Genomic DNA, 25,352 nt, shown 5'->3' on the forward strand with positions numbered 1-25,352 from the left:
ATCATCACCATTCTAATACCTTTTTCTTTTAGATTTATATAATTTTGATACATAAATATATATAAATATGGAAATAATAGCGTTATACACTATTTCTACAAATAACATATTTTTAAAAATATTAAAAAACTCCATATGAAAACCTAAAAAATAAACTAAAAATGTTCCCACAATATAATAAAAACCTGTTGCCAAACCCGTTAATACAACTGGAATAATTAAGTTGTCTTTAAAAATATTTCGATTAGTAAGTGAAATAAAATAACCTATTAGCATATATATTAAGGCATTTATTCCAATCATTTTACTAAATAAAATATCTTGTAGTATTCCTATAGTAAAACCTATAGCAGTTCCTTTAGTTTTGTTATTATTAATAGCAAAACATACTACTAAAATGAGACTTGTATTGGGTAGTACATTGTTTATTCTTATAAATTGAAATAAAGTAGGCTGCAAAATTAAGTTTATAACAATAATTAATCCTATAACTAATATCTTCACTTTTTTAAACCCCTTTATTATTCTCTCGTATTCGGAGTTATAACTAATACCTTGTTCATCTTTTTAAAGTTCACAGCTGGCTCTACAGTAATAGTCTTTAATAATTGATCACTTGATTTTGATACTTCTATTATTTCACCAATCATAATCCCCTGAGGATATATTCCTAATCCAGAGGTGATTAGCTTATCTCCTACCACTACTTCAGCCATTGGATCAAATAAATACCCCGATAATTCATTGCTAATACTTCCTGATACTATTCCTTGAAAATCTCTATCTCTTAATACTTGAAAGCTTACCGAACTATTATTATCAATAATAGAAATAACCTTTGACCAATTACCTCCTACTTCATAAACTCTCCCCACTAAGCCGTTGGAAGCTAAAACAATACTGTCTTTTGTTATTCCCCTATTTGCTCCAATATCAATAGTGAAAGTATCAAACCAATTACTTGGAGACTTCGCAACTACATTTGCTGCAATTGGATAAAATCCAATTTCTTCTTCAATGTAGTTTAACGCAAATCTTAATCCTCGTAATTCCTCAAGTTCATCACGGTTTAATCTTGTGGTAATAATTTCTTCCTGTAGCACTAATATTTCATTTCTTAATTCTTCATTTTCTCTAGTAGCTTTAGTAAAATTAAAGATTGAAGAAATACCTTCTCCCACAGTAATAGTAGTGGTATTCACCACTTTTTGAACAGGGCTGAATACATTTCCTATCCATTTTTCCACTATAAATAATTCTTCTCTTTGTTTAGATGTAAACCCTATAACAATAATGAGAATGATAGCGACAATTGTCACTATCATTATGGATTTATCCTTAACAGTTCTATTAGCCATCTACCTCACCATTTTCTATTTCATTTTTCTTCGAGCCATTCTAATACTATCGATATCTTCTATCATTTTTCCCGTTCCTAATGCAACACAATCCAGCGGTTCCTCGGCTATTTGTACAGGCATCCCTGTTTCTTTTCTAACCAATTGATCTAACCCTTCTAGTAATGCTCCACCACCTGTCAACATAATGCCTATTTCCATAATATCTGCTGCTAACTCTGGAGGAGTTTTTTCCAATGTAAATTTAATAGCATCAACAATTTGGCTAACGGGCTCTCTTAATGCTTCTAATATTTCACTGGAAGTTATTTCTAAGGTTTTTGGTAACCCTGAAACCAAATCTCGTCCTCTAATAAGCATTTTTGCATCGGTTTTTTTGGGGAAGGCTGAGCCTATAGTTATTTTTACTTCCTCTGCAGTTCTCTCCCCGATCATTAGATTATATTGCCTCTTTATATGTTGTACAATCGCTTCATCTAATTCATCCCCGCCTACTCTGATAGATTTAGCAGTAACTATTCCTCCTAGAGAAATAATAGCCACTTCTGTGGTTCCTCCACCGATATCAACTACCATGCTGCCAGTAGGTTCTTCTACTGGAAGACCTGCACCAAAAGCAGCTGCCATAGGTTCTTCTATTAAATAAGCCTCTCTAGCACCTGCTTGCAGTGCAGCCTCCTCTACAGCACGTTTCTCAACTTCTGTAACACCAGAAGGTACACATACTACAACCCTAGGAGAAACTAAAGTTTTTCTTGAATAAACCTTCCTTATAAAATATTTTAACATATTTTGAGTAATATCAAAATCAGCAATTACTCCATCCTTCATTGGTCGTATTGCCACAATATTCCCTGGCGTCCTTCCAATCATCCTTTTAGCCTCTTCTCCTACTGCTAAAACGGTTTTTGTATCATTTTGTATAGCTACAACGGAAGGCTCCCTCAGTACAATACCTTTCCCTTTTACATATACTAGCGTATTGGCAGTACCTAAATCGATACCCATATCTTTAGAAAATAGTTTGAAAATTCCCATGAATAATGCTCCTTCCTCAAATTCAATATTTATATCATATTTTTTTCTTTTAAACTACTATAAATATTATCACCTATAATAATATGATCTAATACTTCAATTCCAATAAGTTTTCCCGATTCCACCAGCCTTTTTGTAATATTTACGTCCTCTGGACTAGGAGTGGGATCTCCGCTAGGATGATTATGAACAAGAATAATGGAAGAACTTGTCCTTTTTATTGCTCGAATAAATACTTCTCTTGGATGAACAATAGATGAATTTAAACTACCTATAGAAATATTTTCTATATCAATTACTTCATTTTTTGTATTCAATAGAATAATGTTAAAGTATTCTTTTTTCAAATATCTCATTTCTTCCATAACTAAAAGACTAACATCATCAGGACTCTTTATCTTATAATTATTTGCTTTTGTTGTTAAAGCTATACGTTTCCCAAGTTCTACTGCCGCAATTATTTGAGATGCCTTTGCCATTCCTACTCCATTAATACTCCTTAACTCTTCCATTGTGCAGTCTGCAAAAAAACGTATACCTTCTTTTGAAGAGCAAATAATATTTTTAGCTAAATCAATAGCCGACATTTCTTTAGTTCCAGTAGACAATAAAATTGCTAATAGTTCTGTATTTGATAATGCATTTACGCCATTAGCCAATAGCTTTTCTCTAGGCCTTTCACAAGGTGGCATTTTTTTAATCGTAGTATATGCATTTTCCTTTTTCACTTTTATTCCCCCATAGGCTTATGGCTAGCCCTCTATAAAAGACTGATATTAAAATGTTTTTTTAACATACTCCCTAGCTTATATATAGGTAACCCTACTACATTAAAATAATCTCCATCAATCTTTTCAATAAACAAGGATGCCTTTCCTTGTATGCCATACCCTCCTGCTTTATCCATAGGCTCACCAGTAGCAATATATTTTTCTATCTCATCATCATCTAATTCTCTAAAAAAGACTTTTGTCACTTCAAAATCAGTTATTTCTTTCTTGCTTAGAACATCAAACAAAGTTACTCCTGTCACTACTTCGTGTTGATTCCCTGATAAGCTTTTAAGCATTTTAAAAGCGTCACTATTGTTCTGTGGTTTGCCAAGAATATTATCTTGAAATACTAGAGTGTCTGCAGCTATGATGATAGCATTTTCATTAATTTTTTGAGAAACATCTTTGGCTTTTTCTAATGCTAAATCACAAGCTACTTTATATGGGGATTCATCTTCCTCAAACTTCTCTTTAGTATTACTTGTTATTATATCAAACTTAATACCTAAACTTGTCAATATCTCCTTTCTTCTAGGAGAACCTGAAGCTAAAATAATTTTTGACATCATCTCACCTACATTTTGTTAAATATTAATACTGCCAACAATAAACCAATTAAGCTAGAAATGTTTATGTTGACTAAAAGTGTAAGATTAAAATATATCACACCTAAATTAACCTCTAAATCATTTAAACCTAGGGATCCCGGTCCATACGACAGTATAGGTAAAGTATTGCCCAAAGTGGAACTAATTAAGCTTCCCAGTACAACTCCAGTAATAATAAGCAATACTAAAATCCAAGGATTACGATATCTATTCATACTTATCCCCCTTAAAGTTTCATAAGTTTTATTTAATACTCCTGTTTAATATGATACTTCCTTTTGTGAGTGTCAAGTTTGCAGTAAATCCAATAAAAATTCCTGTAAAAATACTTGCTAGCATCATGACTGGTAAATATATAAATATTCTAATATTATTGATAATGAAGGCTGCAACAGTTAATTGAGCTATATTGTGACCTATAGCTCCAAATACGCTTACACCGATTAAACTGAAATATTTCCTTGCGTTGACATATATCATCCACATTAAAAAAGTACTGAGAAAAGCTCCAGCCATACTGTACATCATAGAAGTTATCGCCCCTGTTGCTATGCCAGCAATAAAGCATCTTAATAAATTTACTGTTAGTGCATATTTAAATCCATAAATAACCAAAGTTACTAATCCAATAATATTGGCTAATCCTAGTTTTGCTCCTGGAGCAATTCCAATAAATGGATTAGGGATAAAGCCCTCGAAAATATGAAGAGCTAGACCTAATGAAGTTAACATTGCTAAATGTACTAGTCTTTTTGTATCCATTAATCATCACACTTTCTATTTAGTCTGTTAATTTGTTAGTTAACCCATTAAAAGTTTACCACTAAAGCATTGAAGTTACAAGTAAAATAATTGGTAGAATCAACTGGAAAAAAAGACTAACCCTCCAGTTATTTATATAACTAAAGGGTTAATAATTAATTCATTTTAATAGATTTCTTTGGGCATTTTGCTTCACATACCCCACAGCCTATGCATTTATCAGCTAGTATTTTATGTTTTCCCTTCAACTCACCTTCAATAGCTTCGACGGGACAATGCTTTTTACATATGGTACAGCCTATACATGTATCATCATCTATAATTGCCTTTTTTCTTTTTTCCAAATCACCTTCTATGGCTTTGGTAGGACATTTTTCTACACAAACAAAACATTGTGTGCATTTTTCATAATCAATAAATGCTAGGTTGTTTTTAAAATCTATTGCTTCGAAAGGACATGCTTTTACACATATTTTGCAAGCAATACATGCAACCTCACATTTTTTTCTTACTATTTTTCCTGTCTCCTTATTATTACAAGTAATAACTACACTTTGTTCATAAGGAACCATATCTATTACATCTTTTGGACATACTTCTATGCATTTTCCACAGGCTGTACATTTTTCTGGAATTATTTTTGCTATTCTTCCATCAACAATTTCAATGGCATCGAATTGACAAGCTCTTACACATGTACCAAATCCTAAACAAGAATAATTGCAAGATTTGTCTCCACCGCCACCTACCATTGATGCTGCAACGCAATCATTAATACCATGATAATCAAATTTATCTTTGCATTTTTCTTTATTACCGTTACATATTACCTTTGCAACTCTTCTTTCTTTTACATCTACTTCTACACCCATGATTTCAGCTAGTGCTTTTGCACAATCAGGTCCTCCAACTGGACAACCATCTACTGATGCTTTACCTTCAGCAACTAGTTTGGCAAAGCTATCGCATCCGGGGACTCCACAGCCTCCACAGTTTGCACCTGGCAAAGCGTCTCTAATAGCTAGTGCCCTTGGATCTATTTCAACAGCAAATTTTTGTGAAGCATAGGCAAGACCAGCACCAAATACTAACCCTAATCCGCCTAAACTAGCAATAGGATATATTATACTTTCTATGTTCATATTATCACTCCTTTATACAAGTCCAGCAAATCCTAGGAAGGCTAATGACATTAAACTTGCAGTAATCAGTGCAATAGGAAAACCTTTAAAAGCTTTAGGAACGTGCGCAAGCTCTAATCTTTCTCTTATTGCAGCAAATAACACAATGGCTAAAGAAAATCCTATAGCAGCTCCTATTGCATGGAATATACTTTCAATCATGTTGAAATCTTGAGAAATATTTAATATAGTCAATCCTAATACTGCACAATTGGTAGTAATTAATGGCAGAAACACTCCTAATGATTGATAGAGGGTAGGGCTGGTTTTCTGAATAATCATCTCTACTAATTGAACTAAAGAAGCAATAACTAAAATAAAAGCTATGGTTTGCATATATTGTATACCTAGGTTGTCTAGAATTAATATTTGTACTAAATAGGTTATTATTGATGCCATAGCCATAACAAAGGTAACGGCCATTCCCATTCCAAAGGCAGTTTCAACCTGCTTAGAAACACCTAAAAAAGGACAAATTCCTAAAAATCTTGATAATACAAAGTTGTTTACTAAAATAGCACTGATCAGAATAACAAACAAAGACGAAATGTTCAAATCCTACACCTCCTTATAATTCATTTAAGTCTTTAGACATAATCTTATTAAATCCAGCCAATAGTAATCCTAGTGCTAAAAATGCACCTGGAGGCATTGACATAAATCTAGCTGGTTCAAAAGTACTCCACATTACAGCTTGACCGAATATTGTTCCCACACCTAACCATTCTCTTACAATTCCTAAGACTACCAAAGCTGCTGTAAAGCCTAACCCCATTCCTAGACCATCAATAATTGATCCAGGAGTTGAGTTTTTTGAAGCAAAGGATTCTGCTCTAGCAAGAATTAGACAGTTTACAACGATTAAGGGAATAAAAATGCCCAATGCTTCATTTAATGCCGGTAAATAAGCTCTTAGCAGCATTCCAACAATAGTTACAAAAGTAGCAATAACCACAATAAAGGAGGGTATTCTAATTTTGCTAGGAATGAATTGTTTTATTAAAGAAATAACTGTATTTGAACCTACTAACACTGCAGTTGTTGCCATTCCCATACCAAATCCATTAAATGCTGTATTGGTAACGGCTAAAACAGGACACATTCCTAGCATTTGTATAAAGACTGGATTATCATATAGGATTCCCTTCATAAATATTCTATTTGGTTTCACAGGATTTCACCTCCAATTATTTAACGGTCTTGTAATTCTTCTACAAATAGGCTGCGGGCACTGTTTACTCCATCCACAACAGCATCCGAGGAAACTGTAGCTCCTGAAATTGCTTCTATATATTGTTCACCAGTCTCTCCACCCAGTGTAGAAATAAATTCTTCTTCGGTTCCTCTATCCACAAACTGATCGATATAGGATGCATCAGCAATTTTTGAGCCTAAACCTGGCGTTTCAGTATGATCTCCTATTTTTACACCAGTAATTGTTCCTTCGCTGGAGATACCAACAAGCATTTCTATTCTTCCATCATAACCCTGTGGGTTCACTTTAATTGTATATCCTACTATCTCACCATTTTTACTGCCGCTGTAAATCTCTTGAATAAATCTTCTATCTAGTAGTTCAGCTTCTTCGATAATGTCAAATTCTTCTGCCTCTGGCAATAGGGTCACCAGTGCCTCTCTTGTTTCCTCCAACGCTCTTTCTTGAATAATTTCTTGAGTAATATCGTTTGTAATGCCTAGAATCAACCCTGCTACAGAGGTAATTATTAATAGAATTAATCCTAATTTTATTATTTCTCGCATTGCCTATTTCACCTCCCCAAATACTCTCGGGCTTGTATATCTATCAATTAAAGGAGATGCTACGTTCATTAGCAATATCGAGAAAGCAACGCCCTCTGGATAAGCTCCAAAAAATCTTATTACTGAGGTTAATACGCCACATCCCACAGCAAAGTATACTCTTCCTCTTGGAGTTACAGGAGAAGAGGCATAATCAGTTGCCATATAGATAGCTCCTATCATTAATCCACCAGAGAAAACATGATACAGCATATAACTTAGGTCAAATCCGCCATAAGCTAAGGTTAATACAGCTACGGTTCCAATATATATTCCAGGTATTTTCCAAGAAATAACCCCTCTATAAATAAGATAAATACCGCCTAATATTAATAACAGTGCAGATGTCTCACCCATACTACCTGCTGTATTACCTAAAATGGTATCCATTAAAGGTGGCATATTAGTAGGCAACACACTTCCACTGGCTTTCATGGCCGCTAGAGGTGTTGCAGTAGATACGGCATCTACACCAGGACTAATCCAAGCCGTCATTCTGTCAGTCCAAGACAAAGTTAAAAATATTCTACCAGCCAATGCAGGATTCATAAAGTTGTGCCCTATTCCACCGAATATTTGTTTTACTATAGCTATAGCAAAGAAAGACCCAACAACCGGCATCCACCATGCTGCCGAAGCAGGTATATTTAATGCTAATAACAGTCCTGTTATGACAGCACTCAAATCATTTATTGTAACAGGACGTCCCATTAGTTTCTGCACAACTGCTTCAGTAATAACAGCAGTTAATACTGATATTAGAATTAAGATAGCGGCGTTAGTTCTAAAATAATAAATGGCTGCTATGGTGGCTGGCAATAAAGCGATTACGACATCTAACATAATTCTCTGTACTGTATCATCATCCAAAACATGTGGAGAAGAAGATACAATTAGCTTTTCATCCATTGATTTCCCTCCCATTACTTACTTATTCTTCTGTTCTCTTTTTTTTGCAATAATTTGATTTTTAGCTACTCTAATTGATGGTAACAAAGGTCTTCTTGAAGGACAAACATAAGAACATGAACCACATTCTATACAGTCTAGGGCTCTATATTTTTCAGTTTGTTCCATCCTGTTACTTAAGGAATTTTCGCTAATGTATACAGGTTGCAGGTTGGCTGGACAGATCTCAACACATCTCCCACACCGAATACAGTTCGAAGGATTAGGCAATTCTGCTTCTACCTCATCAAAAACCAGTATTCCAGATGTTCCTTTTACAGCTGGGATCTCATCTGTATGTTGAGCATTCCCCATCATCGGGCCACCTAGTATTAGTTTACCTGGCGTTACTGCATAACCACCACATTCCTCGATTAAAGATTTAACAGGTGTTCCAATCTTTATCAATAGGTTCTTAGGGTTTTTAATAGCTTTTCCTGTTACTGTAGTGACCCTTTCAATTAATGGTATTCCTGTTTTAATGGTTTTTGCTACTTGCGCAGCTGTACCAACATTAGTTACAATAACACCTACATCCATTGGTAGTCCCCCTGAAGGAACCTCTTTATTGGTTATAGCATAAATAAGCTGTTTCTCTCCCCCTTGAGGGTATTTCGTTTCTAAAGCTACAACTTGTACATCATCTTCTTTTTCAATAGCCTTCAGCATAGTATCAATCGCATCTGGCTTATTATTCTCTATCCCTATATATCCTTTTTGAACTCCTACAGCCTTCATCATTGCCTTTAAACCATATACAATATCCTCTGGATTTTCTAACATTAAACGATGATCAGCTGTTAAGTAAGGTTCACACTCAGCACCATTCAATATTAAAGTATCCACTTTTTTCTCAGGCGGTGGTGAAAGCTTTACATGGGTTGGAAATGTAGCTCCACCCATTCCAACAATTCCAGCCTCCTTTATGATATTGATAATATCTTTAGGGGATAAGCTTTCTATGTTTCCTTTTGGTTGGATTGATTCATCTATCTGATTTTCTCCATCAGATTCAATTGTAATTGCCTGTGCCTCATTACCTGTTGCTATAGGCACATCTTCTATTGATTTTACTATCCCAGATACACTGGAATGTATTGGAGCAGAAACAAAGCCTTGAGCTTCACCAATTTTTTGCCCAACCTTTACATAATCACCTACTTTCACAACAGGTTCACAGGGTGCACCTATATGCTGTTGCAATGGTATTACCACCAATTTGGGATCTTCTGCTTTTTCAATCTTGATATTAGCAGTAGCATCTTTTTTTTCTGGTGGATGTATACCCCCTCTAAAAGTTAAAAACTTCATTTGTTTTCACCCCTTATATATTTTTTAAAAGCACACTCATAATAAGAATTGATATAGTATATAAGATAAAAGTATTTAAAATAATCTTGTATACTGTATATCTTGAACAATATTTTTCTAATATGATTTTTACCAGTCTTCTGCTTATCTTATATAGTATTTGGTTAAAATAGGATTTTTATGTTCTGTGTTGAATTGTCTTGAAAAGTTTTTAAAACTTTGTGTCTTTTTCTGAAATTTAAGTAAAGTTGTAATTGTTAATTACTAAATTATCAATTGCAGTACATAACAAAAACTATTATACAATACTTTAAGTACAATTGCTATGCTATTACTTTAATTTAAAAATTAACAATTTCCTTTAGTCCCTCTGTGATATATTCCTTAATCCATTCCACAACATTTATATCTGTAATCGGAACCCCATCCAGTACTTTTTTTATTTCATGAGTATCAAAACTGAATTGGTTATTTTTATAATAATGAACATATCTATAATCGATTTCCTTTTCCATCATTAATAAAGTTACTAAGGTATCTACTATATTTCCTAAAGGGGCTCTATCTATATGACTATATTGAAAAGCTGCAGTCAGGCATGTCCCTTCCCCTTGCTTGGATACTAAATTAAAGCTTCCGTTACATTGAAGTGCTGCAGTTTTGAATAAAGATATTCCTAACCCTATTTTTCTAGTAGTTCTTGTAGTAAAAAATGGATCTTCTACTTTTTTTAGAGTTTCCTCATCCATTCCTTTGCCATTATCTTTTATACTTATCATTAGTATATCTCTTTGTATATCCTCTCTAACTGTTATTTCAATTATTGATGCATCTGCTCTAACAGAATTTTGAACAATATCTAGGATATGTAAAGCTAATTCCTTCAATTTATTTCCTCCTATATCATAAGCATAATAAAAGACTGTTAACGTATTGGAAAGACCTCTTACTTTAATAGGTGCAGTCTAATCACTCAATGAAATAATTGGCCCACAATTCTATTGAGATAAATATTTCTATAATGCTAATTCTCATTTATAGATTTTAGAATATCTTCAATTTTTTTGTTATTGGTATCAATAAAGAATTCTCGTTCTAAAATTTGTCCTAACTCATGAGCATCTGAACTGATAATTTTATTATAGCTTTCTAAATATGGATGTTTCTTTAGTAAAAGATTATAATTGCAATTTTTAGTAATTTCTACAGTATTTAAGCACAGATCTGATTCTATAAAACCTAGATTAGAAAGTATGCTAAAGCTATGGCGATCTATATGTGCTGGTATACAAATGCCCCCTATTTTTTTCACTTGGGAGATTGCTTCTTTTAAAGATAAGTCTAAAGCATTCATTGTCAATATATGATAATCCTCAAGAATATTATCTTCTTCATCATATATGTATTGATTCCCAAAGAGTTTGGGGTTGTTTTTTATTTTAGGTAATGTATTATCTAATATTTCTTGAAACTTATTACTAGCATTCAAATTGTTGAATAAAGCAATTAAATGCACCTCTTCTTTAGTAGTTATTTCTACTCCTGGAATACAAATAAGGTCCTGTGTTTCTGCTACTTTTATGAAGCTTTGTAAATTTTTTGTACAGTTATGGTCTGTGATAGCAATTATATCTAACCTTTTAAGCTTGGCCATTCCTATTATATTGTTTGGTGTCATATCTTTATTGGCACACGGGGATAATCCACTGTGAATATGTAAATCTGCAGCCATCATCATTTGTCTTTAATATAATGATTAAGTTCAATTGCTAACTCATAAGCACTTAGATTGCTTCTTAAAAGTGGGATCCCCTCTTCATTTGCTTTATTTATAGTTACATCTTCTATTTCTGCGTTTTCTGCTATAATTACACATGCGGCTTCTCCTAAAGCTGCAACCGCAATAACATTAGTATTCGTTTGAATGGTAATCCAAGCATCTTGATGTTTCATGTGAGCCATAACCCAGCTTAATAAATCTCCAATATAAACATTTTTTATTACATTGGACAAACTGCCTTCTCCTCCTATTACCTCTAATGATAGTTTGTTTTTCAATTCTTCAACAGTGATCATAATCCATCTCCCTATTTCTAAATTAGAAAATATTAAAGTAATAATATTTTCGTCCTTCTCCAATAAAACAAGATTGTATTAGAGAAAGTTTTTCTCTCCTTTATCTATAACTTAAGTTGATCCATATAATGCCTTTACCTCTCCTGTGGGTAAGTTAAAATGTCTTCAGTGCCACCAGAATTCACTGTAAGAATATAAATCTATATTTTCTACTTAATATATATAACTATTTCTAGTTTGGTATATTCTCCATATGAAGACTCGATTCTAAATTCATCTGAACATCTTTTTATGTTTGGCAGCCCCATACCTGCTCCAAATCCAAGCTCTCGTATCTTTTGAGAAGCTGTAGAATACCCTACTTTCATGGCTAACTCAATATTTTCAATTCCAGGACCCCGATCTTTTATAATTATTGTTATTTTCTCGGCACTAATATCTACATCAATGGACCCACCCTCTGAATGTATTATGATATTCATTTCAGCTTCATAGGTAGCTATAGCTATTTTCCTAAGAATTTGAGGTTCAATGCCGAGCTGTCTCAAAACTTTTTTTATGCTGCTTGACGCTTGTCCAGCTCTTGTAAAATCATCCTTTTCAACTTGATAACTTAATTTAATAGGACTCACTTCCTTTATCTAGTATCCAAAATAAGACCATTCATTATTTATGTACAATATTGGCTCCCTTAAGGCCTTTTGAGAATAGTATGCCAGAACTGACATACATAATGTGATTCGTTGTCATGATTACGATGTTATTTTCTTTCGCTAATTCTATAGTTTCGTCGTCTGGTTTCTTACCCCGCACAAAAACTACAGCAGAGAGGTCCATCATTTCTGCCGTTCTTATGGTATGGGAGTTTACCAAACCAGTTAATAATAATGTTTTGTCATCAACAAACGCCAATACATCACTCATTAAATCGCAAGCAAAAGCTGTCTTTACTTCTCTTTGCAGAAATTCTTCTCCTGATACTACTTCAGCCTCTAATAATCGTTGTACCTCTTTTAACGTCATTTTTTACACCTCCATAGCTACTTTATCATTTGATGGTTTCCAGGGTTCTGAAGATACTATCCAAATACAAACTATGTATTCGATATATGTTGTCTTCATTCTCTAATAATTCTAGTGCTCTTTTAGTATTGCTTTCTTGATGATAAATCATTTTTTCTATCTCTTTTTTTTCTGATATTCCTTCTATCACAAGATCCTCCTTGAGATTTTCTGCTAATTGTTCTATGATTTCTTGCTGTTCAATTAGTAGTTCTTTATATTGATTTAGCTCACTTTCTTTTTCAATAAAATTATACCATTCTTCTGCTTGTTTATCCATTATTTCAATCAAACTATTTATTTCTTTTATGATGATTTTACTTTCTGCTTCCATGTCTTTGGTATAGCTCACCTCTTTTGAAGGTAAATGGATTTCACTAATATATGCATCTGGGTAGTATTCTCGTATCTTTTGTAACTGGCTTTCAACTAATGATCTTCTTGTTAAACCCAAAGTATATATTTTGTATGCATTATCTAGTTTATAGATTAAATGAGGCAAATTTTTTTCATTTAATTCTTCTACAAAAGCTTCAATGTTAGATGTATCAGATACACTTGCAACCTGAATCATGTACATAGATAATGGATGTAATTTATTTGTTATTAATTCTGTCTCTTGAGTTGTACTTATTTTACTCTCATCCTCTTGATGATTTTCTGTGTTCTCCTGAGATAGATCTTCTTCTTCATTGACGTTAATTATTGCATTTAATTCTCCCTCTTCCAAAGTAGGGTTAGAATGTAATACTGGTATTACTACTCTTTCAGTTATTCTAGAGCCAATAAAAACAGCAGTTATCGGGATGATAATTATAAATAGTAAAATTAGATAATAATTATTCTTTCTTTTAGTTTGTTTTGTTTTAAACCTTCTCTTCCTCATAGTGATACCTCCAAATAGTAATATTTAATCAAATTCAATATGTTTCTTTAATTTGTATTGAATACTTGTCTTATTATATATATAATTATGACTATAGAAAATTATTCCACAATTGGAGTTGATATCATGATGAAAAATATAATTCACCAGATATATTTCGAGAAAATTACTGATGTTCAGAGTCGTATTCCTGTACCTTTTCACACCTACTCAAAAACTAATATGTCTTTTCTGGAAACTTTAGATCATGCAGCTTTAACAGTTCAGTCCAAAAATACAGGCTCTTTTGATAAATATATTCAATCAGCGGCAGAAAAATATTCACTTTCTGCTAATTTGATAAAATCTATTATTAAAATCGAATCAAATTTTAACTCTAGGGCTTTATCAAGAGCAGGAGCTCAAGGCATAATGCAGCTAATGCCAGCTACTGCAAAAGAGCTTGGGGTTGTAAACGTTTGGAATCCTCAGCAAAATATTGATGGTGGAGCTAAATATCTAAAGCAACTATTAGATCAATATGACGGAGACCTGTCTTTGGCTTTAGCTGCCTATAATGCAGGTCCTGGCAATGTTCAGCGATATGGAGGGGTTCCTCCCTTCAATGAGACACAAAACTATATAAAAAATGTATTAAACCAACTGAAAACATATGAAACACTTCATAAAATCACTTAAATAAAACAGGCCCATCTATTGATGTGGGCCTGTTTTATCATAACGATATTTTTAATTATAATCTCACGGCTGAAACGTACCTGCTTTGATAGGACCAAGAAGCAGGACCATCCTTTAAGGAAGATATTATAATCCCTCTATTATTAGTAGAAGATGAGTGGATAAATTCATCATTCCCAATATATATTCCAACATGACTTATAGTACTACTTCTTCCATTATTAAAAAATACTAAATCACCTATCTGTAGTTCGTTTTTGTTAATAGGTGTTCCCATAGTGGCTTGGTCTCTAGATGTCCTTTGTAGTTTTATACCTTTGTCCCTCAAATAATCAGGATAGTATTTGTTTAATACATAGTAAACAAAGCCTGAACAATCAAAATTGTTGGGACCTGTAGCAGCATATCTGTATGGTTTACCTAAATATTTCTCAGTATGTTCTTTTATGTTACTTAATGGATGAGAACGTGTGCCAGAACGGCTCACAGGACTGCCTATATTTATTTGTAGATCAACCGAGTCACTTTTTAGCCAACCTTCTTGAAAATCCTTTGTTAATACATTATACCAACCATCCATATATTTTTTAATATATATATCATCATTCTTACTTAAAGTAATGATAGTTTTGCTTTCGTTATTTGCCTTTTCTTTAATTTTACTATTGTTTTCTACGATGATACCATGAGGATAGTTAGGAATCAATAGGATAAAATCACTGTGCACAAACCCCTTAGTTCCTTCCTTCAGTTGTATTTCGTACCATTCATTCGCTTGATTTAAAACTATCAGTTCTGTACCATTTCTTAACTGCGACAGTATGCTTCCACTTGTAGATGGTGTTGAACGTAGGTTTAGTACATTATTAACGTTAACAATACCTTTTTTAATAGGCTTACTTTCTTCTCCTGTTATTGCTAAAAAATCTTCATGCATCCATCCTTGAACACCATTATCCACTAGCACAACTTTGTTCCAGTTATTCTTAGTTTCTCTAATTAAAACTTCAGTCCCAATAGATGGCAATTGTATCACTTTTCCTTCAACCTCTGGTTTCTCTCTCAATATACCTTGATTGGCAATCACCATAGCTAATTTCCCATCTGCCAGTGCTGTAGATGTTGAAATAAAAATAATAACAAGAACTATGGATAATACTACAGGTATTTTACTGATTTTTAGCCTCTTCATAATACATTCTCACCACCTAAGGTTAGTAATAATTCTAATACCATACAATATTCTACTTATTTCTTATAAATCCTTTTTTTAGTTACAGGAAAGTTCTAAAATATATTTTTATAATATATAAAAATATATAAAAAAATCATACATCCCTCTGGAGGAATGCATGATTTTTCAATTGTTAAATATTACCCTTAGCGCTTGCCTCTAGCTTAGAATATACTTCTTTGGCATATTCTTGAGCACTAAATAATGACATATCTCTATAATTACCACATTGAACAGGATTAACAGCGGGTATTTCTTCAGTATTTATTACTTTTTTTAGTGCATTCATTAGGGCTAAGGTAACTTCTTTTTCTGAGGTTTCACCTATTTTAATAAGATAAAATCCAGTCCTACAACCCATGGGTGAAATATCAATGATGTCTGATAATTCTTCTCTAATATATCCTGCTAATAAATGTTCAATAGCATGCACGGCAGCAGTAGGCATAGCCTCTGCGTTAGGTTGAGTAAACCTTAGATCGAATTTAGTTATAATATCTCCTTTAGGAGTAGTAATATGTCCACACTTTCTAACAAAGGGGGCATTTACTTTGGTATGGTCCATAGTGAAACTTTCAACAACAATTTTCAATCTTTTTCATCCTTTCAATCATCTATTTAAGTATAACTTTATAGTTTATACTCATTCCCAAATAGAATCACATTTTTTTTGTAATATTTTCTTTCTTTTTTCAGTAAGAATTGCATCTACTGTATAATAACCATTATTGAATACCAAAACATCTCCTTCTTTAGCGTTGGTAGATATAATGTTAATGTTTACTTTTAAAAAATTACCTTCAGTTTCTAATACAGCTATATTTTCTTCTAAACGATCTAAAACAATCAAATAGGATACCCTCCTAAAACATATCTATCTATCTTTTTAGTATTATTAAAATAATTAAAATAGAGTCTTCTTTATTCTTCCTTCCAATTATGATGAACCCCTTGAATATCATCGTTGTCTTCTAGCATATCGATTAGTTTTTCCATCTTTTTAGTATCTTCCACTTGTAGCTGTGTTTCAGTTTGTGGAATATAAACAATATCAGCTCCAATGAATGAGTATCTTTCTTGAAGAAGTTTATCCTTTACCTGGGGAAAATCCTCTGGCAATGTAATAATTTCATAAGCTTCTTCTTCTGTTATAAAATCTTCAGCGCCAGCTTCTAAAGCTATCATCATTAATGTTTCTTCATCTACATTCTCATTTTTTTCTATAATGATTTGTCCTTTTTTGTCAAACATAAAGGATACACAACCGCTTGTTCCCAAATTTCCTCCACATTTATCAAATGCATGTCTTACCTCACCTGCAGTTCTATTTCTGTTATCTGTTAATGCCTCTACAATTACAGCAACACCACTAGGTCCATATCCTTCATAAGTTATTTTTTCGTATTGATCTCCACTGGAGTCTCCAACCGCTTTTTTAATAGCTCTATCTATATTATCATTAGGCATATTATCAGCCTTTGCTTTATCTATAGCGCTTTTTAAGCTAGCGTTATATTCAGGGTCAGTTCCACCCTCTCTTGCTGCAACAGTTATTAACCTTGCAAGCTTTGTATATATTTTTGCACGCTTAGAATCTTGTTTTGCCTTTCTATCCTTAATATTCCCAATCCGACCCATGATATAATCTCTCCTTCTTCATATGAACTTGTATATGACTTTATAGTCAAATAAATTTTAACACAACCAATTAAGTTAATCAATTCTTCTATAGCGTTTGTCTTGCTAAGGACTTAGAGATTTTTCTATTTATATTATGAAGGATTATCATGTTTATAACTGGCTATTCTTATATGTATATTATTCGGCTAATACATTAGTAGTGTTTATTTATCATTCCCACTAATGAATAGATTGATTTTATGTGGTTAAATTAAATATATCTATCTATATCTTATTAGCCTTTACCTTGTTGGGGTGATTATCATAATGAAGCACCTATATTGGTTTAAAATACTATTTGTGGGGTTTTTAGCTGGAGTCATTAATGGATTATTTGGAGCAGGAGGAGGCACGATTATTGTCCCTGCTTTAAATTTTATATTTGGCGTTCCACAGCATAAGGCCCACGCTACCGCCATCTCTATTATTCTTCCTTTTGCTGTTATTAGCAGCCTTATTTATCATAAGCATGGTTTTACTTCTTTGGATGTGACCTATAAGGTAGCATTAGGAGGCATTATTGGTAGCTATTTCGGTTCAAGATTGTTGACTAATTTTTCCGACAATAAGCTTAGAAAAATTTTTGGATTATTTATGATATTAGCTGCTATAAGGATGGTGATATAATGAGTATGATCATACTAGGGTTCTTAGCTGGCATTATTGGTGGTATGGGTATTGGAGGAGGAACTATTTTAATACCAGGACTGATTTTTCTAACAAATTTTAAGCAACAAACAATTCAAAGTATTAATCTAATTTCCTTTATTCCTGTTGCCATTGTAGCTTTGATAATTCATATTAAGAATAAAAATGTTATCCTAAAAATTAGCCTACCCATAATTTTATTTGGATTACTAGGCAGTTGGGCAGGCTCAAGATTGGCCTTAACAATACCTTCGGCTAGTTTAAGGCGCCTATTCGGTATTTTTTTATTTATCATGGGAACTTATGAAATAATGTGTAAGGATAAAAAATGATGAGTAGAATAAATAATTATTCTACTCATCTAATGCTACTAAAACACAATCATAGTAAACAATATTTAATCCATAATCTTCTGCTTTATCAATCACTTCTTCATCGAAGGTGCCAGGCTGAAACCAGACATAGGAAATCTCTAGTGATTTTATTTCCTCTAATACCTGTTTGCTAATTTGGGGCCCCACAACCATATCTACGCAATCAGGTTTTCCCGGAAGATTTTTAAGGCTATCATATACCTTATCCCCCTCGATTTCTTTGTATTTTGGATTAACAGCATATACAGTATAGTTATGGTTTTTTAACTTTTTATAAATTTTGTACCCAAATTTTTCTGTATCTGGTGTAGCACCAACTACAGCCCATATTTTTTTTTGTAGCATTTCCTTTTTATTTTTTTCTATAATATCCATATCTTTGACCTCCAATAATATAATATTAATGATGTTTTTACCCTTTTATTTAAATAGTATTCTTATTCATATATTATTTTTCCATCTAGTTCAACTAAATAATCCTGCTGTTGTTCTTCTATTACACATCTTCCGTTGGTCCATTCTATTATATATTTCTTAAAGCTGTCTACTTCATCGATCTTGATATATGTATAAAAATGTACTGAGTCATCATATTGCGTCTCTTTTATTAAGTATCCGTTCTGTATTATTTCATTTTGAACTTTTCCTAATAAATTATAATCTATTTTGATATGCATAAGTCTATAAGCCCTTTTCACCACTATTTTGGCATCATTTAGTGCTAATTTTGCCGTTTTAGTATAAGCTCTTACTAGTCCACCTGTACCTAGCTTAATCCCCCCAAAATATCTCGTAACTACTACCGCCACATTTCTTAAATCCTCTTTTTTTAGTAATTCTAGAACTGGAACACCTGCAGTGCCAGAGGGTTCACCATCATCACTATATCGTTGGATTTCATGATTGTCTCCAATGACATAGGCTGGAACATTGTGTGTTGCATCCTTATGCTTTGTTTTTATTTCCTCAATGAATTGTATGGCAGCTTCTTCAGAAAAAACTGGTTGCGCATAACCAATAAATCTAGATTTTTCTATAATCGTCTCATCCAAACCTTTTTTGTATAAAGTTCGGTATTCCTTTAGCATGTTTTTTCATTCCCTTTTGATTATATATGATTAATTATTATACCATATTTTTCTATTATAGTCATATTAACAAACACTATAAATTTTTTAGTTTTTTTAGTTTAATACAGCGAAGTATTATTTTACTTTTTTTGTAGATAAGAGTTTTTATTGATTTCTTGTTTGCTTAAACATTCACTATGTATTAAAAAATGTAATAAGGAAGCAGTTTATACTGCCTCCTTATTATTATCTATACTGCTACCCTTTCTTTTCGTTCTTTCATCATTTCTTTATATTTTTTATAGGACAAATTTACAAGTGATTGATCCTGACTATAGCTTATCATATTTAAAGCTTCGTCAATGGGATAAAAGCCGCCTTCCTTGAAACCTAATTTTTTATTTACTACAAACTCTTTGGTTTTAGTTGTCATAATAAACCAAATAATTTGATTGCATACTGGTTGTTTCCTAGAAATAGAAAAAAATTCGTAACATGTTTCTCCCGCTGTTGATAGAATTTCAGCATCCATGCTGGTTTCTATCTTAACACGACTCAATGCCGCATCAATGGAAGTATCCTCATCACGAATTTTTCCTTTTGGCAATACCCATTCATTTTTTTCATTTTTTAGGAGAAAAACTTGGTTTGCATAGAAGACTACTCCACCTGCACAATTTCTAAAAATCATGGCTAAAACCTCCTTCAATTGTTGTTACTTAATATAATACACTAATTTAACATATTTTACAATCTCTTTTCAGAATATTAACTCAAATAATCTTGATAAGTATTTGTATCTTTGCTATATAGTATACTTCGAAATTGTCAAATAATTCATTTTTTTTTAATGTTCATCATTTTTAACTCTTCTTTAGTAAAATAGAAGGGTTATCATTTTTTTTCATATTTTCCATATTTTTCATAATAGGTATTTTCCACTCTTATTTTTAAAACTATTCCTTCTTCTTGATACTCTGAAGTTATTACTTCTGCTTCCTCATGAAGATGTGAGACAATATGTCCCTCATTATATGGGATTACTAATGTCAACTCTATTGTACTTTTTCCTATAGCATCTCTAATCATTTCTAAAAGCTTGTCTAAATTTTGGGTGGTTTTTGCAGAAATATATATGGTTTTTTCATTTTTTGGTATTTCATATGTATTTGATAATAGATCACTTTTATTGAAAACATGAATCATATTTTTATCATCTACTTCCAGCTCCTTGAGAACTTTTAAAGTAGTATTTTTTTGTAATTCATAATTTTCATTTGAGGCATCAATTACATGTAATAATAAATCTGCATATTTGACTTCTTCTAGCGTGGATTTAAAAGCATCAACAAGATCATGAGGTAATTTACTTACAAAACCCACTGTATCTGTTAAAAGAAATTCTTCATTATTAGATAAAGATATTTTTCTAAGTGAAATATCTAATGTTGCAAACAATTGATCTTTCGTATAAACTTCTCTTTTTTCATCATGATTTTCACTTATTTTTAAAAATGCATTCATAAGAGTTGATTTGCCAGCATTTGTATATCCTACTAAAGCTACAATAGGAAGTTCTGATTTCAATCTTTGAGATCGCTGTGTCTCTCTATTTTTCTTCACTTCCTTAAGCTGTTTTTTTATCTCATCAATTCTTCTTAGAATATGTCTTCTATCAGTTTCTAATTTCATTTCTCCAGGTCCTCTCGTTCCTATTCCAGCACCTTGTCTAGATAATTGTTTCCCGAGGCCGATTAGTCTGGGTAGTCTATATTTTAATTGAGCTAATTCCACTTGAAGCTTTCCTTCTTTTGTTTGAGCTCTTTTGGCAAAGATATCAAGAATAAGAGCAGTTCTATCAATAACATCAACTTTTACTATTTCTTCTAAGTTTCTTATTTGTGCACCTGATAACTCATCATTAAAAATAACTAAATTTGCCTCATGTATTTTGCACAACTCAGCTATTTCTTCAGCTTTGCCTTTTCCAATGTAGTAGGCTGGATGAATAGTTGATCTATTTTGTATTGAAATCGCAATTACTTCTACATCAGCAGCTTTTGATAGCTCTTCTAATTCTTCCAAAGATTCATCTAACTTCTCATTGATATCTCTCTTATTAACATTAAGGGCAACTAATACAGCTTTATTAGTTTCTACTGGTAATTCTGTTTTCATTTTATCCACTCCCATATTTATCCTCTGTTTTCCTATTATATAATAATCCTACTGCTATATAAAATACAATACTCTATTTAAATACAATTTAGACTTTATTGACCATATAGAGGTGTTATATTTAAAAATTGATCCTTAGGAACATGAATATAGTTCATTGGTACTCTTCCTACTATTATAGTTTCAGCTACTGGAATATGAGTTGTTACTCCAATAGTATTAGAACTAAAAGGAATAATTACTCGTACGTTAGTATTAACAATTAAGAAAATACGGTGCCTCGTTTGATTAATTCCTGATTGTTCAAATTCGGTCCCAAAGTTGACATTTACCATTCCCAAGGGAGTAACTGTTAATTTAAGCTTCGGACCATATTGAGCTAATAACTGACTTCCTAAAGCATTTCCTAGTGGAATACGATCAGATGCTGTTTGAATTTGTTTAAGATGCTCCTGTATAGTTAATGCTACATCTGAAGCCACCTTATTCATCATCATGGTATTGGCCTGTAAAGAAGTGATATTCCCCTCGTCATCTTCTTTAATAGAAATCAAATCTTCGTATCGAATATCTTGTTTTACTACAATACTTACTGATTCGTTGATAGCTCTAGTAGTTATATCCTGTGCTCTTAGTTCACCTATTGCTTGTACTGTAGGCATAATCTTGCTATCAATATACAAAAATATTGCACTAAGAATCATAAAAATAAAGATGACTATTATATATAGTTTGTACTTTAAATGTTTTTTTCTTCTCTTTATGTACAAAATAATCATCTCCTTCTATACATTATATGTAATGCAAAGAATAGTGTGCTATTTTATATAGGAATTTTGACTTTTTTATCTTAATTGTGTATAGTAGGATAGATGTTTAACTATTAATAGTTTTTGTGGTATAATGTTAGTATTATCTGCTCAGAGCCATCAGTATAGTTGCATAAAATCTTTGCATAAATTGGGTAGATAATATTAGTTGTTGGAGCAGCAGATTAAAAAATATTGAATTGCTTTCATTGACTTTTGTTGCTATTATTATTTTCTTTATAAAGTATAAGGATGGAGGTAAATTGATGTCACGAAATAGACAACCAGAAAATACAAACAATAAATCTAATAAAAAGACCAAAAAGAAAAATATAAAGAAAATTATTTTATTATTAACTGTCATCATAGTATTGATAGGATTTATCGCAGCTGGTGCTGCTATTGGTATAGTGGCAGGAATAATAAAAGATACTGAACCGATTGATGCATCCAACATCTATGATTTACTAGACCAAAGCTCCTTTATTTTAGATAGTGAAGGACAAGTTCTTGAAAAAGTACAAAGCACTGGATATCGGGACATAGTTAGCTACAATCAAATTCCTAGTCACTTGGTAGATGCTTTTATTGCTATTGAAGATGAACGATTCTGGAATCATAGTGGCTTAGATCTCCGACGTATATTTGGTGTTATTTGGACTAATTTACGTACTGGTTCTAGGCAAGGGGCAAGTACTATAAGCCAGCAACTTGCAAAAAATATTTATCTAACCCATGATCAAACCTATACTCGAAAAATACAAGATATGTATTATGGTATACAGCTTGAAAAACAACTTTCTAAACAACAAATATTAGAAGCATATTTAAATACTATTTATTTAGGTAGCGGGGCTGATGGTGTTCAAGCTGCTGCACAAATATATTTTTCTAAAGATGTTTCAGAGTTAACTGTTGCTGAATCTGCTCTTATAGCAGGTATAGCTAGGAATCCTCTAAGGTTTTCACCAATGATCAGTATATACAAAGAAAACGTTGATGAAGAAAAACACTATATCTTGGATGATAGAGATTCTATCGTTACTATAATCTACCAAGATAGTTTTCAGCCTAGACAAAGGCTTGTTCTAAATAATATGAAAAGATTAGGTATGATTAATGAAGCTACGTATGAAGCCGCTTTAGATGAAGATATAAAATCTAGTCTAAAGCCTAATCGAATGGTTGCTGAGGAATTTACTAGTTATTTTGGTGACTTAATACAATCTGATGTTTTAAAGTCTCTAGTAAATAAAGGCTACTCTAGAGAAGAAGCATCTACTATGCTTCATTCAGGAGGGCTAAGAATCTATAGTACAATGGATCCTAATCTTCAACGTATATTAGATGAAGAGTATGCAAAACAAGATAACTTTAAGAATCCTAGAACAGGAGAAGTATTACTAGAGGTTGGAGAAGATGGCAATGTTCAACCACAATCAGCTATGGTAGTTTTAGACCATACTTCTGGTGAGATAAAAGCTCTCGTAGGTGGTCGGGGAAGTACAGATCGTAGGATATACAATAGGGCCATCAACCCAAGACAAGCGGGTTCTGCTATTAAACCTATCGCTGTTTATACTCCAGCTATTGATATGGGCTTTACAGCTGGTACAGTAATAGATGATGTCCCAGTATATTTTGATAGAGGTGACCCTACAAGACGTTATCCTACTAATTTTGAGCGAAATAGGTATAGAGGTCTAATAACCATCAGAGAATCTGTACGCCATTCTAGTAATGTAGGGGCTGTGGTAACTATAGAACAATTGGGCAATTATAACGATAATGCAGCCTTCAATATCATGTTTGATTATATGCAAAAAATGGGGATATCTACTGTGGTAACTCCGGATAATCCCCATATTGATAGTCGTGGTAGGACCCATGATGCTACCTACTCCACTGCTTTAGGAGGTATGACCTACGGTGTATCTCCATTAGACTTAACTGCTGCTTATGGGACATTAGCTAATGAAGGTGTTTATACACAGCCTATTACCTTCACAAAGGTAACAGATCGTCATGGTAATCTTATCATAGAAAATACTACTGAAAGGAATCGTGTTGTTTCACCTGAGGTTGCTTATATTATGACAGACATGTTACGTACAGTTGTTACTTCTGGTACTGGTACTAATGCTAATCTTAGCAATAGACAGATACCTGTAGCGGGTAAAACTGGTACAACCAACGATGCTAAAGATTTTTGGTTTGTAGGTTATACGCCTTATTATACAGCTGCTACATGGATTGGTTATGATACCAATGAAAAAACCCTTCCTGGTACTAGCGGATCAACAGCAGCACCAATTTGGCAAAGTGTTATGGATCGCATTCATAGTGAACTGAGTGCTAAAAATTTTCAAAGACCAGATAATATCATAGCAACAAATATATGTAGAAAATCAGGAAAACTACCCACTGAGTACTGTTTAGAAGCTCCTGAAGGAAATACAGTTATTTCTGAAATATTTATTCGCGGAACACAACCTACAGAATATTGTGATCTGCATGTTATGGCAGATATTCATGTTCCTACAGGCAAACTGGCTACAGAATATACACCGCCTTGGGAAATAGAGTCTAGGATTTTTGTTGATAGACCTATACCTTATTATCCTGAAGAGCATGGTGGTATTGTTCCAGATGATTATGCTTATGATTTACCCAAAGAATATTATGATCCATTGGAAGACGGAGGTAGTTTGCCCCCTTTTTTGGACGATTCTATAGATGGTTCAATCGATAATGGTTATCCTAATGATTTTTGGCCTTATCCGCCTGATAATAATTTAGATGAAGACTACTATGAAGATTACTATGAAGAATATGATGAAGACTTAATCATTGATTCCATCTTAAGTTATTAATAATA

General features: G+C 32.7%; 32 protein-coding genes. 4 read left to right on the top strand and 28 right to left on the bottom strand.

Annotated features, from left to right (window positions below; translation table 11 throughout):
* Nucleotides 1-12: 12 nt before the first annotated feature.
* The 19 genes from mreD to BMX10_RS02540 form a co-directional block, all read right to left on the bottom strand.
* Entirely contained in the window at nucleotides 13-504 is a 492-nt protein-coding gene (gene mreD / locus BMX10_RS02450; protein ID WP_090438742.1) for a rod shape-determining protein MreD, read from the bottom strand.
* 17 nt (nucleotides 505-521) lie between these two features.
* Nucleotides 522-1,358 (bottom strand): rod shape-determining protein MreC, encoded by an 837-nt coding sequence (gene mreC, locus BMX10_RS02455; protein ID WP_090438745.1) that lies wholly within the window; start codon nucleotides 1,356-1,358, stop codon nucleotides 522-524.
* Between the two features lie 15 nt (nucleotides 1,359-1,373).
* On the bottom strand, nucleotides 1,374-2,396 hold the full coding sequence (locus BMX10_RS02460; RefSeq protein WP_090438747.1) for a rod shape-determining protein: 1,023 nt from the start codon (nucleotides 2,394-2,396) through the stop codon (nucleotides 1,374-1,376).
* A 29-nt stretch (nucleotides 2,397-2,425) separates the two neighbouring features.
* The gene (gene radC, locus BMX10_RS02465) at nucleotides 2,426-3,088 is read right to left on the bottom strand and encodes a RadC family protein (RefSeq protein ID WP_090438966.1); all 663 of its coding nucleotides are present in this window, start codon (nucleotides 3,086-3,088) and stop codon (nucleotides 2,426-2,428) included.
* Nucleotides 3,089-3,156: 68 nt separating this feature from the next.
* Nucleotides 3,157-3,735: a Maf family protein gene (locus BMX10_RS02470; protein ID WP_090438749.1), complete on the bottom strand. Its 579-nt coding sequence runs from the start codon at nucleotides 3,733-3,735 to the stop codon at nucleotides 3,157-3,159.
* 8 nt (nucleotides 3,736-3,743) lie between these two features.
* A complete protein-coding gene (locus BMX10_RS02475) occupies nucleotides 3,744-3,992 on the bottom strand; it encodes a DUF4321 domain-containing protein (RefSeq protein ID WP_090438752.1) in 249 nt (82 codons plus the stop codon).
* A 28-nt stretch (nucleotides 3,993-4,020) separates the two neighbouring features.
* A complete protein-coding gene (locus tag BMX10_RS02480; RefSeq protein WP_090438755.1) occupies nucleotides 4,021-4,539 on the bottom strand; it encodes a Gx transporter family protein in 519 nt (172 codons plus the stop codon).
* Between the two features lie 155 nt (nucleotides 4,540-4,694).
* Nucleotides 4,695-5,681 (bottom strand): RnfABCDGE type electron transport complex subunit B, encoded by a 987-nt coding sequence (locus BMX10_RS02485; protein WP_090438758.1) that lies wholly within the window; start codon nucleotides 5,679-5,681, stop codon nucleotides 4,695-4,697.
* A gap of 12 nt (nucleotides 5,682-5,693) precedes the next feature.
* Nucleotides 5,694-6,275, bottom strand: a complete 582-nt coding sequence (gene rsxA / locus BMX10_RS02490) for an electron transport complex subunit RsxA (RefSeq protein WP_330387781.1) — start codon at nucleotides 6,273-6,275, stop codon at nucleotides 5,694-5,696.
* 13 nt (nucleotides 6,276-6,288) lie between these two features.
* On the bottom strand, nucleotides 6,289-6,870 hold the full coding sequence (gene rsxE / locus BMX10_RS02495; protein ID WP_408633560.1) for an electron transport complex subunit RsxE: 582 nt from the start codon (nucleotides 6,868-6,870) through the stop codon (nucleotides 6,289-6,291).
* Between the two features lie 41 nt (nucleotides 6,871-6,911).
* On the bottom strand, nucleotides 6,912-7,481 hold the full coding sequence (locus tag BMX10_RS02500) for an RnfABCDGE type electron transport complex subunit G (RefSeq protein WP_090438764.1): 570 nt from the start codon (nucleotides 7,479-7,481) through the stop codon (nucleotides 6,912-6,914).
* Nucleotides 7,482-7,484: 3 nt separating this feature from the next.
* A complete protein-coding gene (locus BMX10_RS02505) occupies nucleotides 7,485-8,429 on the bottom strand; it encodes an RnfABCDGE type electron transport complex subunit D (protein WP_090438767.1) in 945 nt (314 codons plus the stop codon).
* 18 nt (nucleotides 8,430-8,447) lie between these two features.
* Nucleotides 8,448-9,779, bottom strand: a complete 1,332-nt coding sequence (gene rsxC / locus BMX10_RS02510; protein ID WP_090438771.1) for an electron transport complex subunit RsxC — start codon at nucleotides 9,777-9,779, stop codon at nucleotides 8,448-8,450.
* A gap of 341 nt (nucleotides 9,780-10,120) precedes the next feature.
* Entirely contained in the window at nucleotides 10,121-10,666 is a 546-nt protein-coding gene (locus BMX10_RS02515) for an ATP-binding protein (protein ID WP_090438773.1), read from the bottom strand.
* A 137-nt stretch (nucleotides 10,667-10,803) separates the two neighbouring features.
* A complete protein-coding gene (locus BMX10_RS02520; RefSeq protein ID WP_170834642.1) occupies nucleotides 10,804-11,511 on the bottom strand; it encodes a PHP domain-containing protein in 708 nt (235 codons plus the stop codon).
* 2 nt (nucleotides 11,512-11,513) lie between these two features.
* The gene (locus BMX10_RS02525) at nucleotides 11,514-11,855 is read right to left on the bottom strand and encodes a DRTGG domain-containing protein (RefSeq protein ID WP_208976095.1); all 342 of its coding nucleotides are present in this window, start codon (nucleotides 11,853-11,855) and stop codon (nucleotides 11,514-11,516) included.
* Between the two features lie 209 nt (nucleotides 11,856-12,064).
* Nucleotides 12,065-12,487, bottom strand: a complete 423-nt coding sequence (locus tag BMX10_RS02530; protein ID WP_244272606.1) for an ATP-binding protein — start codon at nucleotides 12,485-12,487, stop codon at nucleotides 12,065-12,067.
* 34 nt (nucleotides 12,488-12,521) lie between these two features.
* Nucleotides 12,522-12,878 carry a DRTGG domain-containing protein gene (locus tag BMX10_RS02535; protein WP_090438781.1) on the bottom strand — a complete coding sequence of 119 codons (357 nt, stop codon included), beginning with the start codon at nucleotides 12,876-12,878 and terminating at the stop codon, nucleotides 12,522-12,524.
* 25 nt (nucleotides 12,879-12,903) lie between these two features.
* Nucleotides 12,904-13,803, bottom strand: coding sequence for a V-type ATP synthase subunit I domain-containing protein (locus BMX10_RS02540; RefSeq protein ID WP_090438784.1), 900 nt, complete (start codon nucleotides 13,801-13,803; stop codon nucleotides 12,904-12,906).
* Between the two features lie 126 nt (nucleotides 13,804-13,929).
* Here BMX10_RS02540 and BMX10_RS02545 point away from each other — a divergent pair, with 126 nt between their 5' ends.
* The gene (locus tag BMX10_RS02545; RefSeq protein ID WP_208976096.1) at nucleotides 13,930-14,481 is read left to right on the top strand and encodes a lytic transglycosylase domain-containing protein; all 552 of its coding nucleotides are present in this window, start codon (nucleotides 13,930-13,932) and stop codon (nucleotides 14,479-14,481) included.
* Nucleotides 14,482-14,536: 55 nt separating this feature from the next.
* On the opposite strand, the gene BMX10_RS02550 is transcribed toward BMX10_RS02545, so the two are convergent.
* The 4 genes from BMX10_RS02550 to BMX10_RS02565 all read right to left on the bottom strand — a co-directional run bounded on the left by BMX10_RS02550 (nucleotide 14,537) and on the right by BMX10_RS02565 (nucleotide 17,353).
* Nucleotides 14,537-15,673, bottom strand: a complete 1,137-nt coding sequence (locus tag BMX10_RS02550; RefSeq protein WP_090438787.1) for a C40 family peptidase — start codon at nucleotides 15,671-15,673, stop codon at nucleotides 14,537-14,539.
* Between the two features lie 175 nt (nucleotides 15,674-15,848).
* Nucleotides 15,849-16,307: an S-ribosylhomocysteine lyase gene (locus BMX10_RS02555; RefSeq protein ID WP_170834643.1), complete on the bottom strand. Its 459-nt coding sequence runs from the start codon at nucleotides 16,305-16,307 to the stop codon at nucleotides 15,849-15,851.
* 51 nt (nucleotides 16,308-16,358) lie between these two features.
* The gene (locus BMX10_RS02560; protein WP_170834644.1) at nucleotides 16,359-16,565 is read right to left on the bottom strand and encodes a DUF3006 domain-containing protein; all 207 of its coding nucleotides are present in this window, start codon (nucleotides 16,563-16,565) and stop codon (nucleotides 16,359-16,361) included.
* 71 nt (nucleotides 16,566-16,636) lie between these two features.
* On the bottom strand, nucleotides 16,637-17,353 hold the full coding sequence (locus tag BMX10_RS02565) for a YebC/PmpR family DNA-binding transcriptional regulator (protein ID WP_090438792.1): 717 nt from the start codon (nucleotides 17,351-17,353) through the stop codon (nucleotides 16,637-16,639).
* A gap of 309 nt (nucleotides 17,354-17,662) precedes the next feature.
* Between BMX10_RS02565 and BMX10_RS02570 the strand changes: the two genes are divergently transcribed.
* Together BMX10_RS02570 and BMX10_RS02575 are read left to right on the top strand one after the other, a co-directional pair.
* Nucleotides 17,663-18,022, top strand: coding sequence for a sulfite exporter TauE/SafE family protein (locus tag BMX10_RS02570; protein WP_090438795.1), 360 nt, complete (start codon nucleotides 17,663-17,665; stop codon nucleotides 18,020-18,022).
* The gene (locus BMX10_RS02575) at nucleotides 18,022-18,375 is read left to right on the top strand and encodes a sulfite exporter TauE/SafE family protein (protein WP_090438798.1); all 354 of its coding nucleotides are present in this window, start codon (nucleotides 18,022-18,024) and stop codon (nucleotides 18,373-18,375) included. Before BMX10_RS02570 ends, BMX10_RS02575 begins: the two co-directional genes overlap by 1 nt.
* Nucleotides 18,376-18,396: 21 nt before the next feature.
* Here BMX10_RS02575 and BMX10_RS02580 read toward each other — a convergent pair whose 3' ends face one another.
* The 5 genes from BMX10_RS02580 to yunB all read right to left on the bottom strand — a co-directional run bounded on the left by BMX10_RS02580 (nucleotide 18,397) and on the right by yunB (nucleotide 22,435).
* Nucleotides 18,397-18,792: a CoA-binding protein gene (locus tag BMX10_RS02580; protein WP_090438801.1), complete on the bottom strand. Its 396-nt coding sequence runs from the start codon at nucleotides 18,790-18,792 to the stop codon at nucleotides 18,397-18,399.
* A 62-nt stretch (nucleotides 18,793-18,854) separates the two neighbouring features.
* A complete protein-coding gene (locus BMX10_RS02585) occupies nucleotides 18,855-19,505 on the bottom strand; it encodes a YigZ family protein (protein WP_090438804.1) in 651 nt (216 codons plus the stop codon).
* Between the two features lie 232 nt (nucleotides 19,506-19,737).
* Nucleotides 19,738-20,178, bottom strand: a complete 441-nt coding sequence (locus tag BMX10_RS02590; RefSeq protein WP_090438807.1) for an NUDIX domain-containing protein — start codon at nucleotides 20,176-20,178, stop codon at nucleotides 19,738-19,740.
* A gap of 203 nt (nucleotides 20,179-20,381) precedes the next feature.
* Nucleotides 20,382-21,665, bottom strand: coding sequence for a GTPase HflX (gene hflX / locus BMX10_RS02595; RefSeq protein WP_090438810.1), 1,284 nt, complete (start codon nucleotides 21,663-21,665; stop codon nucleotides 20,382-20,384).
* Between the two features lie 95 nt (nucleotides 21,666-21,760).
* Nucleotides 21,761-22,435: a sporulation protein YunB gene (gene yunB, locus BMX10_RS02600; protein WP_330387783.1), complete on the bottom strand. Its 675-nt coding sequence runs from the start codon at nucleotides 22,433-22,435 to the stop codon at nucleotides 21,761-21,763.
* A 305-nt stretch (nucleotides 22,436-22,740) separates the two neighbouring features.
* On the opposite strand from yunB, the gene BMX10_RS02605 reads away from it, so the two are divergent.
* Nucleotides 22,741-25,347, top strand: a complete 2,607-nt coding sequence (locus BMX10_RS02605) for a transglycosylase domain-containing protein (protein WP_090438814.1) — start codon at nucleotides 22,741-22,743, stop codon at nucleotides 25,345-25,347.
* Nucleotides 25,348-25,352: the final 5 nt, after the last annotated feature.

The sequence above is a fragment of the Natronincola peptidivorans genome (assembly GCF_900111615.1).
GTDB classification, from domain to species: Bacteria; Bacillota; Clostridia; order Peptostreptococcales; family Natronincolaceae; genus Natronincola_A; species Natronincola_A peptidivorans.

What these genes read in the sequence shown, in the direction of transcription:
- BMX10_RS02545 (WP_208976096.1), top strand. Translation starts at nt 13,930, where the DNA reads ATGATGAAAAATATAATTCACCAGATATATTTCGAGAAAATTACTGAT.
- hflX (WP_090438810.1), bottom strand. Translation starts at nt 21,665, where the DNA reads ATGAAAACAGAATTACCAGTAGAAACTAATAAAGCTGTATTAGTTGCC.
- BMX10_RS02505 (WP_090438767.1), bottom strand. Translation starts at nt 8,429, where the DNA reads ATGGATGAAAAGCTAATTGTATCTTCTTCTCCACATGTTTTGGATGAT.
- BMX10_RS02485 (WP_090438758.1), bottom strand. Translation starts at nt 5,681, where the DNA reads ATGAACATAGAAAGTATAATATATCCTATTGCTAGTTTAGGCGGATTA.
- BMX10_RS02585 (WP_090438804.1), bottom strand. Translation starts at nt 19,505, where the DNA reads ATGCTAAAGGAATACCGAACTTTATACAAAAAAGGTTTGGATGAGACG.
- mreC (WP_090438745.1), bottom strand. Translation starts at nt 1,358, where the DNA reads ATGGCTAATAGAACTGTTAAGGATAAATCCATAATGATAGTGACAATT.
- BMX10_RS02520 (WP_170834642.1), bottom strand. Translation starts at nt 11,511, where the DNA reads ATGGCTGCAGATTTACATATTCACAGTGGATTATCCCCGTGTGCCAAT.
- BMX10_RS02590 (WP_090438807.1), bottom strand. Translation starts at nt 20,178, where the DNA reads ATGATTTTTAGAAATTGTGCAGGTGGAGTAGTCTTCTATGCAAACCAA.
- rsxC (WP_090438771.1), bottom strand. Translation starts at nt 9,779, where the DNA reads ATGAAGTTTTTAACTTTTAGAGGGGGTATACATCCACCAGAAAAAAAA.
- BMX10_RS02470 (WP_090438749.1), bottom strand. Translation starts at nt 3,735, where the DNA reads ATGTCAAAAATTATTTTAGCTTCAGGTTCTCCTAGAAGAAAGGAGATA.
- radC (WP_090438966.1), bottom strand. Translation starts at nt 3,088, where the DNA reads ATGCCACCTTGTGAAAGGCCTAGAGAAAAGCTATTGGCTAATGGCGTA.
- BMX10_RS02540 (WP_090438784.1), bottom strand. Translation starts at nt 13,803, where the DNA reads ATGAGGAAGAGAAGGTTTAAAACAAAACAAACTAAAAGAAAGAATAAT.
- BMX10_RS02565 (WP_090438792.1), bottom strand. Translation starts at nt 17,353, where the DNA reads ATGGGTCGGATTGGGAATATTAAGGATAGAAAGGCAAAACAAGATTCT.
- BMX10_RS02500 (WP_090438764.1), bottom strand. Translation starts at nt 7,481, where the DNA reads ATGCGAGAAATAATAAAATTAGGATTAATTCTATTAATAATTACCTCT.
- BMX10_RS02605 (WP_090438814.1), top strand. Translation starts at nt 22,741, where the DNA reads ATGTCACGAAATAGACAACCAGAAAATACAAACAATAAATCTAATAAA.
- BMX10_RS02480 (WP_090438755.1), bottom strand. Translation starts at nt 4,539, where the DNA reads ATGGATACAAAAAGACTAGTACATTTAGCAATGTTAACTTCATTAGGT.
- BMX10_RS02580 (WP_090438801.1), bottom strand. Translation starts at nt 18,792, where the DNA reads ATGGATATTATAGAAAAAAATAAAAAGGAAATGCTACAAAAAAAAATA.
- BMX10_RS02460 (WP_090438747.1), bottom strand. Translation starts at nt 2,396, where the DNA reads ATGGGAATTTTCAAACTATTTTCTAAAGATATGGGTATCGATTTAGGT.
- BMX10_RS02575 (WP_090438798.1), top strand. Translation starts at nt 18,022, where the DNA reads ATGAGTATGATCATACTAGGGTTCTTAGCTGGCATTATTGGTGGTATG.
- rsxE (WP_408633560.1), bottom strand. Translation starts at nt 6,870, where the DNA reads ATGAAGGGAATCCTATATGATAATCCAGTCTTTATACAAATGCTAGGA.
- BMX10_RS02550 (WP_090438787.1), bottom strand. Translation starts at nt 15,673, where the DNA reads ATGAAGAGGCTAAAAATCAGTAAAATACCTGTAGTATTATCCATAGTT.
- BMX10_RS02570 (WP_090438795.1), top strand. Translation starts at nt 17,663, where the DNA reads ATGAAGCACCTATATTGGTTTAAAATACTATTTGTGGGGTTTTTAGCT.
- BMX10_RS02535 (WP_090438781.1), bottom strand. Translation starts at nt 12,878, where the DNA reads ATGACGTTAAAAGAGGTACAACGATTATTAGAGGCTGAAGTAGTATCA.
- BMX10_RS02475 (WP_090438752.1), bottom strand. Translation starts at nt 3,992, where the DNA reads ATGAATAGATATCGTAATCCTTGGATTTTAGTATTGCTTATTATTACT.
- BMX10_RS02525 (WP_208976095.1), bottom strand. Translation starts at nt 11,855, where the DNA reads ATGATCACTGTTGAAGAATTGAAAAACAAACTATCATTAGAGGTAATA.